At 47.2% G+C, this 16225-nt stretch carries 15 protein-coding genes; 12 read left to right on the top strand and 3 right to left on the bottom strand.

Annotated features, from left to right (window positions below):
* Positions 1-45 precede the first annotated feature (45 nt).
* From JOY44_RS00205 to JOY44_RS00165, 9 genes are all read left to right on the top strand, one after another.
* Positions 46-447, top strand: coding sequence for a fasciclin domain-containing protein (locus JOY44_RS00205; protein WP_171571804.1), 402 nt, complete (start codon positions 46-48; stop codon positions 445-447).
* Between the two features lie 465 nt (positions 448-912).
* A complete protein-coding gene (locus JOY44_RS00200) occupies positions 913-2799 on the top strand; it encodes an NAD(P)H-quinone oxidoreductase subunit F (RefSeq protein WP_171571803.1) in 1887 nt (628 codons plus the stop codon).
* A gap of 25 nt (positions 2800-2824) precedes the next feature.
* Positions 2825-4393, top strand: coding sequence for an NADH-quinone oxidoreductase subunit M (locus JOY44_RS00195; protein WP_171571802.1), 1569 nt, complete (start codon positions 2825-2827; stop codon positions 4391-4393).
* A gap of 142 nt (positions 4394-4535) precedes the next feature.
* Positions 4536-5834 carry a CO2 hydration protein gene (locus JOY44_RS00190; protein ID WP_171571801.1) on the top strand — a complete coding sequence of 433 codons (1299 nt, stop codon included), beginning with the start codon at positions 4536-4538 and terminating at the stop codon, positions 5832-5834.
* Between the two features lie 143 nt (positions 5835-5977).
* Positions 5978-6580 carry a TIGR02466 family protein gene (locus JOY44_RS00185; protein ID WP_171571800.1) on the top strand — a complete coding sequence of 201 codons (603 nt, stop codon included), beginning with the start codon at positions 5978-5980 and terminating at the stop codon, positions 6578-6580.
* Positions 6581-6787: 207 nt separating this feature from the next.
* Positions 6788-7084 carry a hypothetical protein gene (locus JOY44_RS00180; protein ID WP_171571799.1) on the top strand — a complete coding sequence of 99 codons (297 nt, stop codon included), beginning with the start codon at positions 6788-6790 and terminating at the stop codon, positions 7082-7084.
* A gap of 143 nt (positions 7085-7227) precedes the next feature.
* The gene (locus JOY44_RS00175; RefSeq protein WP_171571798.1) at positions 7228-8319 is read left to right on the top strand and encodes a hypothetical protein; all 1092 of its coding nucleotides are present in this window, start codon (positions 7228-7230) and stop codon (positions 8317-8319) included.
* Positions 8320-8547: 228 nt separating this feature from the next.
* Positions 8548-9621: an IS630 family transposase gene (locus JOY44_RS00170; protein ID WP_171571797.1), complete on the top strand. Its 1074-nt coding sequence runs from the start codon at positions 8548-8550 to the stop codon at positions 9619-9621.
* Positions 9622-9787: 166 nt separating this feature from the next.
* Complete coding sequence (locus JOY44_RS00165) at positions 9788-10009, top strand: hypothetical protein (RefSeq protein ID WP_171571796.1); 222 nt, start codon at positions 9788-9790, stop codon at positions 10007-10009.
* A gap of 113 nt (positions 10010-10122) precedes the next feature.
* Here JOY44_RS00165 and JOY44_RS00160 read toward each other — a convergent pair whose 3' ends face one another.
* Entirely contained in the window at positions 10123-10893 is a 771-nt protein-coding gene (locus tag JOY44_RS00160; protein ID WP_171571795.1) for an MOSC domain-containing protein, read from the bottom strand.
* An 8-nt stretch (positions 10894-10901) separates the two neighbouring features.
* On the bottom strand, positions 10902-12098 hold the full coding sequence (locus JOY44_RS00155) for a tetratricopeptide repeat protein (RefSeq protein WP_171571794.1): 1197 nt from the start codon (positions 12096-12098) through the stop codon (positions 10902-10904).
* A gap of 69 nt (positions 12099-12167) precedes the next feature.
* Between JOY44_RS00155 and rpiA the strand changes: the two genes are divergently transcribed.
* The 3 genes from rpiA to JOY44_RS00140 all read left to right on the top strand — a co-directional run bounded on the left by rpiA (position 12168) and on the right by JOY44_RS00140 (position 15380).
* Positions 12168-12887 (top strand): ribose-5-phosphate isomerase RpiA, encoded by a 720-nt coding sequence (rpiA, locus tag JOY44_RS00150; RefSeq protein WP_171571793.1) that lies wholly within the window; start codon positions 12168-12170, stop codon positions 12885-12887.
* Positions 12888-12988: 101 nt separating this feature from the next.
* Positions 12989-14173: an aldo/keto reductase gene (locus tag JOY44_RS00145; RefSeq protein ID WP_171571792.1), complete on the top strand. Its 1185-nt coding sequence runs from the start codon at positions 12989-12991 to the stop codon at positions 14171-14173.
* 253 nt (positions 14174-14426) lie between these two features.
* The gene (locus JOY44_RS00140) at positions 14427-15380 is read left to right on the top strand and encodes a DUF4394 domain-containing protein (protein WP_171571791.1); all 954 of its coding nucleotides are present in this window, start codon (positions 14427-14429) and stop codon (positions 15378-15380) included.
* Between the two features lie 298 nt (positions 15381-15678).
* Here the strand turns inward: JOY44_RS00140 and JOY44_RS00135 are convergent, their stop codons facing one another.
* The gene (locus JOY44_RS00135; protein ID WP_171571790.1) at positions 15679-16074 is read right to left on the bottom strand and encodes a response regulator; all 396 of its coding nucleotides are present in this window, start codon (positions 16072-16074) and stop codon (positions 15679-15681) included.
* Between the last annotated feature and the right edge of the window lie 151 nt (positions 16075-16225).

Genomic DNA, 16225 nt, shown 5'->3' with positions numbered 1-16225 from the left:
TTAAATTGGGATCTTAAATCACTGTACTTTGCAGCTCATAGAACTATGCCTGATATTGTTGATATTGCAGTAGGCGCTGGATCATTTAGCACACTAGTTGCTGCGGTCCAAGCCGCAGGGTTAGTTGAAACCCTCAAAAGTCCAGGACCTTTCACAGTGTTTGCTCCTAATGATGATGCATTTGCTAAACTTCCACCTGGAACGATTCAAACGTTAGTTCAAAATACTCCTCAGCTTGCCCGTATTCTTACGTTTCATGTCGTTTCTGGCAAGCTGACAAAGGCTGATCTCTCTCAGCTGGGCACCGTAACCTCAGTTGAAGGGTCTGTTATTCCGATTGACTGCTCAGACACTTTTGAAGTTAAGAATGCAACTGTTTTGGCAGCCGATATAGAAGCAGACAATGGCATTATTCATGTAATTGATACCGTTATGTTGATGGGATAGTTTGTTCGCTTTAATCAGTGGAATGATCGTTTTTGCCAGCTATAAAGCTCAGGTTAAACAGTAGATCTAAACCGTTAAATAATGCTTGGAAAAACAAGCTTTTTTAAGTCAAGTAAGCTCTAAATACCTGGACTAGACTAGATTGAAAAATAGTTATTCATGTATAGAGTTTAATTGATAGCTTGTGAGAGCTTTTTCAATGAGCGAATTGATTAAATAAAAGTCATAACACTCATTGTAGATGTTGATGTTTGTTTGGATGCCTGTTGTGGCCGGCAATAGAGCCAATCGTTCTATTATTAATTGAATAGGCATATTCACCTTTAGACATTGACTATGCTAAATAGTATTTAAGTTAAAGATTGAAAAAACTTGATACTTTGCATAAATTTAGGGTTTCTTGTTTTCTTAAGCCATCCTAATTTTTCCGTACTTAAAATTTCCTGATTCATATGAGGTGGGTAAATGGCTCCTCCACTCGTTCAAACTATCTGGCTAGTGCCTTTTTATTCGCTAATTGGTGCGTCATTGTCAGTTCTTTGGTTTCCTTCTATTACTCGACGTACCGGTCCTCGTCCCGCTGGATACATTAACGCGGCGATGACTCTGCTTTCTTTTGTTCATGCACTTTTGGCATTGCCAGCAACATGGAATCAGCCTGCCTATGAAATATCTTTTCAATGGCTGAATGTAGCTGGATTGGATTTGACGATTCCAGTGCAGGTTTCGTCACTCACTGTTGGCGCGATCGCCCTCGTATCCGGACTAAATTTGCTAGCACAGATCTTTGCGATCGGTTATCTCGAAATGGATTGGGGCTGGGCACGCTTCTATTCATTGCTGGCGTTGTTTGAAGCGGGGATGACGGCTCTTGTCTTATGCAACTCCCTGTTTTTTAGTTACATCATTCTAGAGATATTGACTCTGGGCACCTATCTTTTGCTGGGCTTCTGGTTTAATCAGTCGCTCGTTGTCACTGGGGCACGCGATGCCTTCCTGACCAAGCGGATTGGTGACTTATTTCTGCTGATGGCGGTGATTGCTATCTATCCTCTGACAGGCACCTGGAATTTTTCTGAGATGGTTAAATGGGCAACCACGGCGGAGGTTGATCCAATTGTCATTACCTTAATTGGATTGGGTTTAATTGCGGGTCCAATGGGCAAATGCGCCCAGTTTCCGCTGCACCTGTGGCTGGATGAAGCAATGGAAGGTCCAATTCCTTCGACAATCTTGCGGAACTCGGTGGTAGTGGCTACGGGAGCCTGGGTTTTGGTCAAGTTAGAGCCGATCTTAGCGTTGTCGCCCTTTGTCCTTTCCACGACGGTTTTTATTGGTGCCGTCACAGCAGTAGGCGGTTCTTTGATCGCGCTGGCACAAATTGATGTGAAGCGAACCCTGTCTTATCTCGTCAGCGCTTATATGGGGATTGTGTTTATGGCGGTGGGCACAGGGCAAACTCAAGCCGCACTGATGCTCGTGTTCACCCATGCAATTTCGATGTCGCTGCTGATTATGAGCATTGGTGGCATTATTTGGAATAGCGTGACCCAAAATGTGACTCAGTTGGGTGGATTGTGGTCTCGTCGCCCCATGTCTGGGTTGGCATTTATTGTGGGGACTTTGGGGCTGGTGGCATTTCCACCCTTTGGCAGCTTTTGGGCGCTGTTGGAGTTGGTTGATGGGTTACGAGAGACTCATCCCTGGTTGGTAGGTGTGCTGCTGTTGGTGAATGGATTGACTGCTTTTGGGCTAACACGAGTATTTTGTTTGCTGTTTGCTGGGAAAGCGAAACCAATGGCACAGCGATCGCCCGAAGTACACTGGCCCATGATGCTGCCCATGATGGTTCTGCTAGGTTTCACGTTACATTTGCCTTTGGTGCTGCAAGCCTGCGACCTTTTGCCAAGCTGGGTAGACATCGATACGAGCTTGGCGGTGCTGCTGATCGGGTCTAGCATTTTTGGCGGCAGTTTGAGCGCGCTGGTTTATTTAGGCAACGTCGTTCCTAAACCCGTTCGCTTTCCGGTGCAATCTCTGCAAAATCTTGTGGCATACGACTTTTATACACCCACGCTATATCGTTCTAGCTTTGTGTTTGGAATCGATTTGATTTCTCGCCTCACCTCCTGGATCGATAAATATTTAGTAGATGGTGTAGTGAATTTATTTGGTTCTGTCACTATTTTTGGCGGACAAAATCTGAAATACAGCACTTCCGGGCAGTCTCAGTTTTATGCCCTCACTGTTTTATTTGGCGTGGTGCTGCTTGGATTTTTTCTGTGTTTCCCCCTCTTATCCAACATGGCATTTATATTCGCGGCAAATTTCATCCATCAAACCGTTGGTTAGTACCCATCCATCATCCTTTTTACCTATGCTTAGTACCTTAATTTGGTTGCCTTTATTCGGTGCTGCTGTGATGGGTTTCTTGCCGGGAACGATCGCTGCTAGTCAGTTTCGTTTAGGCGCGATTGCGATCGCTAGTGTGCTTTTGTTGTGGACGGCGGCTCTGTTTACCCAGTTCGACATCTCCACCGCCACGATGCAAATGCAGGAATATCTACAGTGGATTCCCACATTGGGCATTAACTATTCCTTGTCAGTCGATGGTTTATCACTGCCATTGGTCATGTTGAGCAACTTGCTGACCTTAGGGGTAATTTACAGCGCAGAGTCTCTAGTTGCCCAAGGTCAGATGATGCAACGTCCTCGTCTGTTTTACTCCTTAGTTTTTTTGATTAATGCAGGCATGGCAGGAGCATTAATGGCACAAAACCTGCTGATGTTCTTTTTGTTCTACGAGTTAGAGCTAATTCCGTTTTATCTATTGATCGTGATTTGGGGCGGCACCAAACGCGAATATGCCGGAATGAAGTTTTTGATCTACACGGCAACCTCCGGCATCCTCATTCTGGCGGCGTTTTTGGCGACAGTTTGGCTTTCTGGTTCTGGCAGTTTTGATTACAACGCCATTTCTACGGCTGATTTGCCGCAGCGAACTCAGTTAATTTTGCTGACCTTATTGCTGATTGGCTTTGGCATTAAAATTCCTCTGATCCCGCTGCATACCTGGTTACCCGACGCTTACGTGGAAGCGTCAACTCCTACCGCCATTTTGCTGGGTGGTGTGCTGGCAAAACTGGGCACCTATGGCTTGGTTCGGTTTGGCATTGGTCTATTTCCTGAAACCTGGTTATTAGTGACACCCGCGCTGTCTTGGCTGGCGGCAATTTGTGTGATCTATGGGGCATTGGCAGCGATCGCCCAAAAAGATATTAAACGCATGGTTGCCTATAGCTCCATCGGACATATGGGCTACGTAATGCTGGGAATGGCGGCTCTGACTTCGCTGAGTATGGTGGGTGCCGTCTTGCAAATGGTTAGCCATGGCTTGATTTTGGCGCTGCTGTTCTACATTGTGGGTGTGATTGAAGTGAAAGTTGGCACTCGTGACTTAGATGTGTTGAATGGGCTGCTCAACCCGATTCGAGGATTGCCGCTAACCAGTTCTCTGTTGGTGTTAGCAGGTATGGCAAGCGCAGGGATTCCCGGAATGGTCGGTTTCGTTGCCGAGTTTCTTGTGTTTCAAGGTAGCTTTACGGCGTTTCCGCTGCCAACCCTTTTGTGTGTGGGTGGAACTGGTTTAACCGCCGTTTATTTTGTCATTTTGCTGAACCGAACTTGCTTCGGTCGGCTAGACACTAAAACGGCTTACTATCCTCGCGTTACCTGGAGGGAGCAGACTCCCGCTTTGATTTTGACTGGGTTAATCGTTTTCTTGGGCATTCAGCCAACCTGGTTAGTGCGGTGGAGCGAAACCACAACTGCGGCACTCGTGGCAGCGGCTCCAATCAATCGCCAAGTGATGAACCCACCCGCGATTTTGCAAAGTGCATCCCTCACGGGAATCGCTCAAAGTTTGAACAATGCTGACCATCTGTGAACTTAGAAAATCTGACAACAGAAATTTTTGTGTAGGACTTTATGGCGATCGCTGCAAGCCTTCCAAAAATCTCTTTACCTCCGTACTCCACACTCCACACTCCGCATTTTTATAAAATCCTATCCTCCACTTGCTCAGTCTTATGAACATGTCTGCCCCACCCACTAAAATTCCTCCTTCCAACCATCCTTACGCTGACATTATCTATCGGTTGGAAGCGGGGGGAGCGATGCTGCCCGATACCCCAGAAAACTTGATGCAAATCATCGGCATCTACAAAGCTTATGCAGTGCCGATGGATTTTTACTGGCGCGATCTTTTATATATTGGCGAACAGGTATTTCTGAATCCTTTGCCGTTTTTCAAGTACTTTATTTCGGATGAGTATCTGCAACGTCACAATCACTATGCAGGCGACGATGCTGACCTGCGAATTTGGCGAGGGCGGGCAACCGTTCACCCAGAACTAGAGGAATTCATCCAGAAAGGCGAAACGAAAAATATGCCTCGTCTGCTGCATCATCTTTGGCACGATCGCATCAACATGGAATTTGCTGAAGCCTGTATGCAGGCGATGCTGTGGCACCGAAATATGTATGCGCCCGTCAATCAATTTGACCCTTATTTAGATAGCGATGAATATAAAGCCAACGCCGATCGCGCGATTCGGGCTTACTTCAAAGGCAATCCGGCAATGTTGGGTTTGTACAAACTCTTTCCAGATATGTTTTTGGAGCAGTGCCGCCAAGCTTCCTACTATGCCAATTTGGGCTTATTTTGGGAAGTGATGGCTCCCGTTTTCTTTGAAATGTCAGATTTGTACGATGAGGGTAAAATTGCCAGCGTTCCGGATGCCATGAACTTTTTGACCAACGGAATTTTTGCGATCGCGGGTCGCCCCATCTATCACCATGTCTATGTTAAAGGTGAGTGCTACGAAATTATTCCCAAGTCCAAAGGGTTCACTTGGCTATATGAAGCGGCACTGCCTTATGTAGAAGCAGTATTTTATCGCACGGCTCCCTTCCGGGGCACCAAGTCTTACAATGCTCAAGCAGGGCAAGTCCCTGACGATCAAAAAGATTTTCACTACGGCGTACTTTATGCCGACCTATTTCCGGTGGGCACGGCAGGCATTCCTCCCACGCTTTTAGCTCAAGATATGCTCCACTTTTTGCCGCCCTATCTGGTGGATTACTACAAAGAGCATTGCCGTGGTGAAGATGACATGCTGATTCAATTGGGAGTTACCTTTCAGCGATCGATGTATTGCGTTACATCCGCTGTCATTCAAGCGTTGCGATCGGCATTGCTGTATCCACTGGATGATCCCAATCCCAAGCATTTGATGGCAAACCGCAAATTTTTTGAGGCGCAAATGGATCGATTTCTTCGTCCAGAGGCACGCCTAAACGATATTCAGAGTGCAAACTATCGCTAAAGCGACGGCGGCATAAACTGAATAATTCAAAAAAGAAGGACAATTGGATAAAGTTTGGCTTGATTGTCCAGATTTAGAATCATTAAGCATTTTTATGTACAGAGATTTGGATAGTTGCATTTTAGCCGTAGCAGGTCTAAGTAATGACGAGTGAAAAATGGGCGGCAAACTGTCATCAGTTATTTCCAACGCCGCTATTTGTTTTTAAGCTGCATGAACACGAGTTGCTCGACCAAGGGCTATTTCAGGTTATTTCACAGCAACGATCGCACGATACCAATGGGCAAGCAGTATCGAATGTTTTGGGCTGGCATAGCCAAGGCAATTTGTTTGCCTTAGATGAGTTGAAACCATTTAAGGAATTGGTCGATTCGGCGATCGCGGAAGCTGCCGTTGCCATGGGGTATGAAAATGTCCGCATGAAGGCAGCAAACTGCTGGGCAAACATTAACCCGAAGCACGCTAGCAATAAAATTCACGACCATGCTAACTGTTTATTTAGCGGCGTTTACTATGTTAAAGCGCCCAAAGAGTCTGGCAATTTGATGTTTTACGATCCTCGAGCAGCGCGCACTTTTTATAAGCCGACGGTGCAAAACTATACTGCTTTTACGGCTGACGCGATCGCCCATGTTGCCGAAGCAGGACTACTGCTGATCTTTCCAAGCTGGCTCAGGCATGGTGTAGAACCCAACCTGAGCGATGAAGAACGGATCAGCATTAGCTTTAATTACATTTTTGGCTGATGGAGAAAACACATTAGTTCATTACATTAATTCATTGAATTGAACGCTCCATACTCCACAAATTGAGTGAAATTTTCAACACAGTGGGTATGCTTAGTTATCCGGATAGGACTTAGTTTCGGACGTTAGAGTATCAATACATATCTTTTATTGTCATCAGGGTGCAGCCACGATTAACCCTATTTCCTCAAAAATTGAGGAGGTGCTATGGATCTCTCCTATTTGGCGGTGCAATTGGTCATCGCTTCTGTTTGCGGATTGCTTGGAAATTTTTTAATTCCTCGCCACGTTCCAGGAAAATTTCTTGGTCTAGTGTTGGTTGGGTTTGTTGGAGTGTGGTTTGGTGCTTGGGGTTATCATTTGCTGAAAACTCAATATGGTGTTGCGGCTCCGTTTTTAAGTTGGAATGTTGTCAATGTTCCTATCATTCCATCCATCGTGGGGAGCGCAGTTGTGATTTATGCACTCACAACTGTTTTAAGGTGGGGACGCTATAACCCATAGGGGTTTCCTGACCTATCGGCGTGGATTGCTAGGAAGATGAAAGGCTGCTTGATAAACTGCTGATAACCCTGGTTGTTAGCACTTTTGCATGGGCTCAACTGAGCAAATAATTGCTCAAGGAAAATCCTTTATTCCACAATTCGATGGTTCCTAGTGCCAAAATTCAGGCGTTCAAGCCCTATCTTCCGCTAGTCAGCGATCTCTGGATAGTGAGCCAACGCTACGATCTGTTTTTTTTCATTGGAAGCTGTGTTTTTACCCTGTTTTTTTTTGGACTTTATCACGTTGCAGATCAGTTCCATTTCTTTCTTCAGGGCGACTCAATTCTAATTACTTACTTTCTGTTTTCTGCACTGTTCGATCAGCCCCATATTTTTCAAACTTTTTCGCGCACTCATGGCGATCGCATTGAGTTTAAGCGACATAAAACTATTCATACTGTGGGGCTTGGATACTTAATTGCAATGGGCTTTCTGCTGACTAGCCTTAAGTTAGAAGCTGAACTGATTGTGTTTGCTGCACTGTTTGGCAGTTATCACATTATTCGCCAACATTATGGATTTTTAAAAGCCTATAAAAACCTTAACCAAGATAGAAATCGCCTGGATGATTGGCTAGATTTTGGCACTTTTTATAGTGGGATGTTTGCTTGCTTTTTTTATGATTACTCTGGCATTGAAGCACCCATTGTGATTTATAAAGATTTTCAGTGCAACTTTCCTAATATTCCTGATGTTTTTGTAGAAATAATCTGGGCGATTTTCATCGGTTTTCTTGCCCTGTTTCTGCTGCGGCAACTGGTGCGCTGGTGGCGTAAAGAGCCGTTAAATCTCCCCAAGCTTTTGCTGATGCTGGCAGTGTTGTCTACTCACTACCTAATCTTCTTTGTCACTGCTACCCCATTTTTAGTGGCAGAAGCGTTAGAAACGGTTTATCACGATGTGCAGTATCACGGTTGGATGATGCACTATCAAACTCAACAGTTTCCTGCACTAAAGCACGTTGCCCTCAAAGGGTTAGCGATCGCTCTGCTCTACGGTGTTGTCGTTGGGGTGATTGAGCTAAAGGGACTGCTTTATCAAGATGTGTGGCTGTGGTTGTTTATGCCTTTCACCATGATCATCCTTTATCACTACTGCGTTGATGGCATTATTTGGAAATTTAGCAGGCAGCCCGAACTGCGCCCAATGCTGGTTGCAGCTAAAACGACAGCAGGGGAAAACAAGACAAAATAGTATTGGCTCATGCCGAGTTCATCAGCGATCGCGTCAAGGATAAGTTCTCGCCCAAATGCTCCTTATAGCGGCGATCGCTTGATTCAATCTAAACTCCATCATTCTTGTCGAATTTACTGCTTTCCACTGAGTCTTCATTTAGGGCTTACATAGCGTTGGGCGATCGCTTAATTATACGGAATTGAGTAGGGGAGTATCATTTAGCAAGATGAAAAAGGTACTCTGTCCATGCCTCGACCCCGCACTCAAATTAGCCCTCATCTAGACTACGCAGATCTAACTCAGCGGTATGTTCAGTGCCAAGATGCTGGCGAGAAAAACCGTTGGTTGGTGATTCGATTGCTCAGTCATCCAAAGACTCCGATGAGCATCGAACAAACCGCTGAGATTTGTGGACTCAGTTGTAGTGGAGTGCGGAAAATTGCCCGTCGCTACAACGCCGAGGGTGCGGTCGGACTAGTCAATCGGCAACGCTTGAACCCTGGGGGCAATCGGTTGGCTTTAAGTGATGAACAGCAACGGCTATTGCGGCAACGCTTACAGAGTGCCCCGGATGATGGCGGACTCTGGAGTGGACCGAAAGTTGGGGAGTATATCGAAACCTACTTTGGCATTTGCTTACACCCCTCAACAGCCTGGAAGTATCTACGACGTTTGGGGTTGAGCTTGCAGGTGCCGCGTCCGGTGCATCATCAAAGCGCAACCCTTGAGCAGCAAGCAGAGTTCAAAGCAGGATTAGCAGGTCATGTGGCGTGGTTGCGCTCGTTGTTTCCCAATCGGGAGATTGTAATTTGGGCGGAAGACGAAGCTCGATTAGGCTTGCAACCCATTGTCAGGCGGGTTTGGGCACCCATAGGAGAACGCCCATCAGCGCATCATTCTCGCCGCTATCAATGGGTCTACACCTATGGTTTTGTCCATCCTGCCACTGGAGCGAGCTACTTCCTTTTATTGCCCCGTGCCAATGTCTCCATGATGCAGATGGCGTTAGAGCTATTTGCGGCTCAGGTCAATCCCCATCGTCAGCAGTTGATCATTCTATTGGTTGATCAGGCCGCGTGGCATATGAGCCAAAAACTTCAGGTGCCCCCCGGCATTTTCTTCTACCCGCTATTGCCCTATACCCTCCAACTGCAACCCACTGAATGTGTCTGGTCTTTGCTGCGCGAAGCAATCGCTAATCAAGTGTTTGACAATCTTGATGCTTTAGAGGATGTCTTAGTCAAGCGGTGCCAATGGTTGATGCAGCATCCTGTGATAGTTCAAGGCAAAGTGGGCTTTGATTGGATTCAAGCAATTTAATCTGGTCAAAAAGTACTGCCTTCCGCAATTCCGTATTATTTGGAGTTCAATGGGCGATTGCTCGTGGGTTGAATAGAGCGATTGCATTCCTAAACTCGTCATCCCGAAATTCAGGCTGCATTCCTGCTTATGATAAAAACAGAATAATCAAACATGGAAAATTACAATGACGGATGATGAACTCAGACAACTGATTGCTTCAAATGCCAGAGCCATTGAAGCAGCCGCTAGTGAGCGTATAGAGATGAGAACGGCAATCCTGAAATTAACAGATCTTCAGGAAGGAGTTATTAATTTATTGAGCCGTTTGGATGAAGAACGTCCGACTATCTTGCGAAAACTCAACACAATTGAAAACAAGATTGATCAGCTTTTGCAAAGTGAATAAGGCGATCGTCCGAGTAATTAGATTCAACATTTGAAGTAATGGGACAATCGCGCTTCTCCTTCACAGCTTAGGCGATCGCACCCTATCAAAAAATTTCCAACTATAACTTTTGCTTACAGCGTGATCAAATCGCCGACTTGGATTGTTTTTCCAGCTTCGGAGGGGTGGGTGCGGGTGTTGACTGCCAAACGGTAATAGTGGTTAAACCGCGAGGCTTCTGCCCAAGTGGGGAAGGTGGCTTTGCGGTGTTCTACAAACATTTTTTGAAAGTCGGGGTAGGGTTCTCCGGTGAGCGGGTCGCGGGTGGGAACGATGCAGCGCTGGCAGGGATTTACGCCCAAGAATTGAACCGCGCCGATGTGAAAGGGAACCAGGTTGCCTGCGGTGCTGAATAGCTGCTCTTCCCAAAAGGGTTCGGCGGCAATTTCTAGGGTGGTGCGGAGGCGCGATCGCATGTTCTCCACGCTCACCGGAAACCATGCCGCAACTGCTTCTACTGTTTCAGTGCTGATGATGGTTGGAGCGGGAGATTCTGTGTCGTCGGGGAAGCCCATTTCTGGGTTTTGAATGAGTTTGACGGGAAAGCCGAAGTAGCGGCCTAGCCAACTTTCTAAAGGGGTACGATCGCCGTCTAAACGAAAACTGAGCGATTCTGAGGCATCTTGAACCTGTAGAGAAACGGTGCGCTGTTCCAGATCAAAATTGGCGCGAAGTTTATGAATGGCAGGAAAGCGTTTGCCGTTCACAAACTGGCCCTGATAGTCGATGATGGCAAATTCTCGATCGCCCTTCAGCGCTCCACTCGTCAGCAGCGTTGCCTTGGTTACCGCGACGCCATCGAGGGATTTAATCGGATAGATGAGAATCTTGGCAAGATGAACCATGGTGGTGTCTACTTTTCGGCTTCTCGAATCAGGTCACTCCACACTGCAACGCCTGCAAATAGGCTGGCGACTAGCAGGGCGATGCTCTGGCTATGGGTGCTAAACAGGGCAACTAAGCCAATCACCACTAACGTGGGTAACTTGCGTTTGACAAACACGGTCTGGATTTGGTTCAAATCATGCCACAGACGTTGTTGCTCTGCAACGCTACAGTTGCCTAGTAAATGGCTGACCAGTGTACCTGTCGTCAGCAAGCTATATAAACGGCTGCGGCTAGCGGGATAGCAGAATGGGTTCAGTGAAAGGGCTTCGTCAAAGCTGGCGATCGCGCCTTCAAAGCGCCCCAATCGTCGCAACGATAACCCACGTTGATACCACAGATGAAACTCGTGGGGCAGTAGCTTTAAAGCGCGATCGTAGCTGATCACTGCGTCCTCTTCACGACGCAAATGGCTGAGTGCCTTGGCTTTATAGATCCATAGCTCGGCATCATCAGGATTTAGTTCTAGCGCTTTATCATAGTTTTCTAAAGCTACGTCTGGCTGTTTTTCTTTGAATAGCAAGCCTCGCAGTCGCCAAGCAGAATGCTCTTTCGGATCAGCCGCAATGGCGCGATCGCAACTTTCTAAAGCCTGTTCGCGCTGGTGTAGTCGTGCCATTTCCAGTGCTTTTAGGCTCCACACTTCCGCTGCATCAGGGTTAAGCTCTAGTGCCTTTTCCAGGCTTGCCAGCCCTTCCGCTTGTTGCTCCAACTGCAACAACACTACACCGCGATCGCGCCACAGTGAATAGTCATTCGGATCTCGCTCAATTGCAGCGGTGTAATCCTTAAATGCTTCGTGATAGCGTCCTAGTTTGCTCAACAGGCTTGCCTCCCCTTTGAGCGCTGGCAAGTAATCAGGATTCGTTTGAATAGCCTGTCTGTAACTGGCGAGGGCTTCCTCATCGCGCCCCAACTGCTTCAGCGCATCGGCGCGATCGCTCCATGCCGGATAATAATTGGGCTGAGCATCAATTGCCTGGTTGTAGTGGGCGATCGCCGCTTCAAACTGCTGCTTATCTGCCCATTGTCGCCCGTGCTGATGCAGCTGTAGCACTTTCATCTCGATTGGTGTCGCTGCATCTTCAATCTGCTGGCGGTATTCTGCTGGCGTTAGGTCAAGAGCTTTTTGATAGTCTGCCTGAGAATCGTTCGGTTGCGTCATAGAAGGTGACACCAAAATAGTAGACTGACGAATGGAAACTGAGATCCTCTAAACACCTAAGGAAACCCGATGAGTGCAGAACTTGACCCCGTAACGTTGATGAAAAAACAAGTTGGAGCCGCCGCCGCCGCAATGGTGCAATCTGGTTCCATTGTAGGACTGGGAACTGGGTCAACCGCAGCATTTATGATTCAGGCATTGGGCGATCGCCTGAAATCGGGCGACCTGAAAGATATTCAAGGCGTGACCACTTCATTTCAAGGGGAAGTGCTGGCACGAGAATGCGGCATTCCACTCACGACGCTGGATATGATTGACGGCATTGATATCGCGATCGATGGAGCGGATGAAGTCGATCCTGATTTGAACTTGATAAAAGGCGGTGGTGCCGCCCATACCCAAGAGAAGCTCGTGGAAGCTTTTTCTAAGAAATTTATTGTGATTGTAGACAGCGGCAAGCTAGTGGATAAGCTGAATTTGAACTTTTTGCTGCCTGTTGAAGTGATTCCGAAGGCACTGAACCCAGTGACTAAAGCGATCGAACACTTAGGCGGCAAAGTGACGTTACGAATGGGCGTCAAAAAATCAGGTCCCGTTGTCACTGATCAGGGAAATTTGATTTTGGATGTGAAATTTGCCAATGGCATTGATGATGCCGTCGCCCTCGAAAAAAACCTCAACAACATTCCTGGGGTGCTAGAAAATGGCTTGTTCGTCAACATGGTAGACCTCGTGCTAGTGGGCGAAGTGATTGATGGTCAGCCTGTCGTGCGGGAGATTAAGCGCTAAGTTAAGAGGCAGTGGGGAGTGCAGAGTGCGGAGTTTTGAACCTGAAACCCCGAACTCTGTATCCCCAACCCTGAAGCCTGACATCCCAACTCCGAACCCCTATGCTTTACCGACGTTTTGGACGGACTGAACTACAAATGCCTGTGTTCTCTTGCGGGGGAATGCGATATCAATACAAATGGCAGGATGTAGCGCTAAAAAGTATTCCGGCGGATAATCAGGCAAATTTGGAGGCAACGATCGCGCGATCGCTCAAGGTCGGCATCAACCATATTGAAACAGCGCGGGGCTACGGCAGTTCAGAAATGCAGCTTGGGCAAGTGCTGCACCAGTTTCCCCGCGAAAAGTTGATTATTCAAACCAAAACTTCCCCCAAAGAGAACGTCAAAGAGTTTCGCAAAACGATAGAGCAATCCCTGGCGCATCTAAAGCTGGACTACATTGATCTATTCGGGATGCACGGGATCAATACTGACGAAATCCTACAGTGGGTGGTGCGTCCTGGTGGCTGCATGGAGGTGATTCGCGATTTGCAGCAGCAGGGCAAAATCCGCCATGTGGGGTTCTCGACTCATGCGGCAAACCCGCAAGTGATTGTCCGTGCCTGCGAAACCGGACAATTCGACTATGTGAATCTGCATTGGTACTACATTAATCAGCGCAACTGGGATGCTGTAGCCGCCGCCACTCGTCAGGATATGGGCGTTTTCATCATCAGCCCCTCCGATAAAGGAGGAATGCTGTATAGTCCGCCCCAGCGCTTAGTAGATCTCTGTGCGCCGCTTAGCCCGATTGTTTTTAATGATTTATTTTGTCTGAGCCATCCGCAAATTCATACGCTCAGCGTCGGTGCGGCTCGACCCCAAGATTTTGATGAACATTTAAAGACATTGGAGTTGATCGATCGCGCCAATGAAGTGCTGCCGCCAATTTTGCAGAGGCTAGAGTCAGCCGCGATCGATCGGCTGGGCGAAGATTGGTACAAAACCTGGCATGTGGGATTGCCTACCCATGATGAAACGCCGGGTCGGTTGAATATTCCGGTCGTGCTGTGGCTGTGGAACCTGGCGATCGCCTTCGACCTAACCGAATATGCCGCCATGCGCTACAACCTGTTGGGGCAGGCAAGCCACTGGTTCCCCGGTGCCAAAGTCAATGAAATTGATGTCAACTCGCTCAAGCCTTATCTAACAAACAGTCCCCACGCCGATAAAATTCTTACCATCTTGCAAAAAGCCCATGACTTACTGAGTGGAAAAGACGTCAAGCGCTTATCTGAGACCTAAAGTTTTTTTGTCATGACATCGCAACTGATCTCTCTGTAATTTTAATGAGTGTTTTCTTTTGGCATTTCATCAGAACTTTATAATTCGCCGCCTGTGGAGCTCGTTAATAAAGTTTCTGTAAAGCTTTAGTCCATATACGTCTGTGACAAGACCGCATCCGTAAGTCACTTCAGCAAGATGGTCTAAGCAATTTTGCTTAACCAGTCCTTCAGTTGCAACACAGACCAAGAAAACTACCATCTGGAGAGTTCAAATGAGCCTGCAAAGATCAAGTGCAGCCGTCGCTTTAGCGGCTGCGGTAACGATGTTCGATGTAATGAGTGTCGCTAATCCAGCGGCGGCAGTGAGTCTAACGGGTTTGGATCTGCAAAATAATCTAGTTTTCTTCGACTCCAACACTCCTGGCACTGTAACTGGGAAAGTTGCAGTTACCGGACTTCAAACGGGCGAGTCGCTTGTTGGCATTGATTATCGTCCCTCTACCAGTGGGCTGTTCGGAGTTGGCAGTACTAGCCGCGTGTACTCGATCAATACCGCAACTGGCGCAGCAACGGCAGTGGGCGCGGCTCCTTTTAGCCCCGGCTTAAGCGGCAACGCGTTTGGTGTTGACTTTAATCCTGTTCCAGATTTAATTCGTGTAACTAGCAATGCGGGTCAAAACTTGCGATTGAGCCCAGTCACGGGCGCACAAGCTGCAAACTCACCCGATGCCTTGCTTGCCTTTGCCGCTGGAGATGTCAACTTTGGTCGGCCTGCTAACGTTGTAGCGGCTGCCTATGCGAATAACATCGCTGGCGTCACCGCTACGACCCTTTATGGAATTGATCCGCTCTTGAACGTGTTGGTGCGTCAAGGTAGCCTTAATTTTCAGGCGGGAAATCCCAACACTCCTGTGTCTCCTAACACAGGACGACTGTTCACGGTTGGATCGCTGGGTGTTGCACTGGGCACTAACTTAGTCGGGTTCGATATCTTCACACAGAATGGCACGGATATTGCCTTTGCAACGGCGGGTTCAAACTTGTACAACATTGATCTAAGCTCAGGTGCAGCCACGTTGCTGGGCGAGATCGGAGATGGTTCAAACCTCCAAGGAGTTGCGGCTGTGCCGGAGCCAACGACCATTATTGGCTCTGTGATTGGTGGCGGCATTCTGGCGCTGAAACGTCGCCGTCGTGCTAAGTCATCTGATGCAGCAAGTAACTAGATTCGGACTGAAGCTGAGAAGCACTGAAAATCCAAACCAAAAATCAATCGTGAGAGATTGCGTTATGCGATCGCACATTGGGGCATAGAGGACTGTGCCCTTTCTTTATGGGTAAAAATATGAATAAAAATGCAATTTTTTATAAGATCTATTACTCAAAATTGTTGAGACGCTTGACTAAATTTGGTTTAGGGTAGTACTTATGTTCTTCTAAGATTTTTTGGTGATGCCCCTGAATTGTTCGCGTCATGCTAAGAAATTGCGATTCTCCTTGGGAGAGGCTACGTCAACGCCTTACCTAAGTTGGCAGCAGAGCCAAGACCTGATCGACAAATGCCTGATGATCAATCACTGGCTTAGAAATATAACCGTCTGCACCACTCTGTTTCAGAAAATTTTCGCGATCGCCCTCCATGGCATGGGCAGTCACCAAAATAATCGGCAACATAGCGGTATTGGGGTCACTTTTTAACATTTGGGTAATTTTAATTCCATCTACTAACTTTCCTTGATACATACTTCGCGACAACGACACATCCATCAAAATAATATCTGCCTCGCCGTCCTGGGTAATCTGCATCACCTCATCCACATTCTCGGTGTGCCGCACATTCAACCCGCCTCGCTTCTGCAAAATTTTCGAGAAAATCTTAGCATTCATTAGGTCATCTTCCACAATCAAAGCTGTCTTCATACAGGCTCCTTACTAAAATGTTCCAGCATGAAAAAGTTGGCAAAACAACAAATAAGACTTTATATCCAAGGAATAGAGAAGATGAGTCCTCAAGTTGCCATTATGCTAAATGGTGTCAGTTCTAGATTACACAACGTGCGTGAGAAGTGCA

Origin of the sequence: Leptolyngbya sp. Cla-17 (assembly GCF_016807185.1) — a bacterium.
In the GTDB taxonomy this organism is placed as follows: Bacteria; Cyanobacteriota; Cyanobacteriia; order Leptolyngbyales; family Leptolyngbyaceae; genus ULC077BIN1.
Note: the sequence above shows the minus strand (reverse complement) of the source record. Positions and strands in the feature narration are given on the sequence as shown.